Source organism: Mesorhizobium sp. M7A.F.Ca.US.002.01.1.1 (assembly GCF_004022955.1).
GTDB lineage: Bacteria > Pseudomonadota > Alphaproteobacteria > Rhizobiales > Rhizobiaceae > Mesorhizobium > Mesorhizobium ciceri.
On sequence record NZ_RZQE01000683.1, the window covers coordinates 1 to 2,423 of the forward strand.

4 protein-coding genes are annotated in these 2,423 nt (G+C 65.7%); all 4 read left to right on the forward strand.

The window, feature by feature from the left end:
- On the forward strand, positions 1 to 809 hold an 809-nt coding region (gene argJ, locus EN932_RS33985; protein ID WP_128369430.1), incomplete at its 5' end, for a bifunctional glutamate N-acetyltransferase/amino-acid acetyltransferase ArgJ.
- A gap of 29 nt (positions 810 to 838) precedes the next feature.
- Positions 839 to 1,591, forward strand: coding sequence for a GNAT family N-acetyltransferase (locus EN932_RS33990; protein ID WP_032899301.1), 753 nt, complete (start codon positions 839 to 841; stop codon positions 1,589 to 1,591).
- Positions 1,584 to 2,006, forward strand: a complete 423-nt coding sequence (mutT, locus tag EN932_RS33995) for an 8-oxo-dGTP diphosphatase MutT (RefSeq protein ID WP_127365839.1) — start codon at positions 1,584 to 1,586, stop codon at positions 2,004 to 2,006. Before EN932_RS33990 ends, mutT begins: the two co-directional genes overlap by 8 nt.
- 129 nt (positions 2,007 to 2,135) lie before the next feature.
- On the forward strand, positions 2,136 to 2,423 hold a 288-nt coding region (locus EN932_RS34000; protein WP_128369431.1), incomplete at its 3' end, for a hypothetical protein.

Consider the following 2,423-nt stretch of genomic DNA (forward strand, 5'->3'; position numbering starts at 1 on the left):
AGCCCGAGCTGTGGACCGAAGCGGCAAAGGCGATCATGACCACGGATACCTATCCGAAAGTGGCGACCGCGACCGTCAAGCTCGGCGACACCGATGTCACCATCAACGGCATTTCCAAGGGCGCCGGCATGATCGCGCCCGACATGGCGACGATGCTCTCCTTCATCGCCACCGACGCGCCGATCGCCGCCCCTGTCCTGCAGGATCTGTTGTCGCGCGGCACGGCCAAGACTTTCAACGCGGTCACCGTCGACAGCGACACCTCGACCAGCGACACGCTGCTGATCTTCGCCACCGGCAAGGCCGCCAGGCGCGGCGCGCCGGCGATAACCGATCCCAAGGATGCCCGTCTCGGCACGTTCCGCCGGGCGCTCGGCAAGGTGCTGAAATCGCTGGCGCTGCAGGTGGTGCGCGACGGCGAAGGCGCCCGCAAGCAGGTCGAAGTCACCGTCACCGGCGCCAAATCGGCGCGCTCGGCCAAGCGCATCGCGCTGTCGATCGCCAATTCGCCGCTGGTCAAGACGGCAGTCGCCGGCGAGGACGCCAATTGGGGCCGCGTCGTCATGGCCGTCGGCAAGGCCGGCGAACCCGCCGATCGCGACCGGCTGTCGATCTGGTTCGGCGACAACAGGCTGGCGCATGAAGGCGAGCGCGACCCCGGCTATTCCGAGGCCGCGACGTCGGCCTACATGAAGCGCGACGATATCCGCATCCGCGCCGATATCGGCATCGGCCGCGGCAAGGCGACGGTGTGGACCTGCGACCTCACCAAGGAATATGTCGCCATCAATGGCGATTACCGGAGCTGACGGTTTTGAGCTCCAGGCATCCGGCAAGCATGCTCGCGATCGTTCGCCGTTACGAGGCGGCCGGCTTTCGCGCCTGGCCGGCGGCCGCCGTCCACTATGACGGCACCTGGGTGGTGCGGCTGACCGCCGGCCATCCGGCCAAGCGGCTGAACTCGGTCAATCCGCTCGATCCCGGCGACATCCAGCACATTGCCGACCGTATCGGCCGGGCCAGCCGCCGTTTCGATGCCTATGGCAGGCCGCTGACATTCCGCATGTCGCCGTTGTCGGGTCCCGATCTTGCTGGCCATCTCGACCGTGAGGGATGGAGCCGGTTCGACGAGTCGCTGGTCATGCGGCTGCCGCTGGCCGATGCGCAACTCGACGCTGCCATGGACCAGATCCCGCTGAAAGACATCAGCCGCTTCATCGGCGCGTCGCTCAAGGTCAGCGGTTCGGATGTTTCGCTGCGCCCCGGCCTGTCGGAGATCATCGGCGCCATCCAGCCCGAAGCCGGGCTGTTCGCGCTCGAAGATGGATCAGAAGCGCTGGCGACGCTGATCTGCGTGCATGACGGCGATCTCGCCGGCCTGTTCGAAGTCGCCACCGACAAGTCGGCACGCAACAGGGGCCACGGCCGCAACCTGATCCTGTCGGCACTGAAATGGGCACGGCTGCGGGGCGCACGGGAAGCCTGGCTGCAAGTCGAGGCCAACAATGTGCCGGCACTGGCGCTCTACCATTCGCTCGGCTTCGAGGAAGTCTATCGCTACCACTACCGCCGGCCGCCGGGTCATGAATGATGTCGTGATTGCCGGCAAGCGCCTGCTGCTGGTCGCCGCCTGCGCGCTGGTCGATGCCGACGGCCGGGTGCTTTTGGCGCAGCGGCCTCAGGGCAAGCAACTTGCCGGGCTGTGGGAATTTCCCGGCGGCAAGGTCGAGCCGGGCGAGACGCCCGAACAATGCATCATTCGCGAACTGCATGAGGAAATCGGCATCGAAACCGACATCCCGTGCCTGGCGCCGCTCACTTTCGCCAGCCATTCCTACGACGATTTCCACCTGCTGATGCCGCTGTTCATCTGTCGCCGCTTTCGCGGTATCGCGCAGCCCAGGGAAGGGCAGACGCTGAAATGGGTGCGGCCGAAGCAGATGCGCGATTACCCGATGCCGCCGGCCGATGAGCCGCTGATCCCGTTCCTCATCGATCTTCTCTGAGGCTCCCGTCCGGCCGGTTCCTGGCCGAGGCGTTGTATCAGCCAGCATTAATGGAAGATTTATCTCGTCGTGAAAAATTGAAGCATGGCCGTTCGCGGCCGAGCCGTCGATTTGCCGGGGAGCGATAGCATGAGCCTAGACAGGGATTGGGACTCGATCAGGCCCGAGCGCGGCTTTCGCGCCGCCGATGCGGGCATGGGCATATTGCGCATAACGCTTCTGTTCGGTTCGGCCGCGGTGGCGCTGGCGCTGATCGCAACCCCTTTCCTCGACAGCCAGACACGCTCGCTGTCGGCCCGTGACGGTTTCGGCGGGCTCGACATGGCGGCCACAGGCTCGATCGGCCATCGCGAAACCTACACGCTGCGCCGCAGCGTGCTGCAGCCGCAGCCGAGCTCGGTCTGCATCATCAGGTCC

Bases quoted from the DNA above. Each gene is read 5' to 3' on its own strand.
- EN932_RS33990 (WP_032899301.1), top strand. From the start codon at position 839: ATGCTCGCGATCGTTCGCCGTTACGAGGCGGCCGGCTTTCGCGCCTGG.
- mutT (WP_127365839.1), top strand. From the start codon at position 1,584: ATGAATGATGTCGTGATTGCCGGCAAGCGCCTGCTGCTGGTCGCCGCC.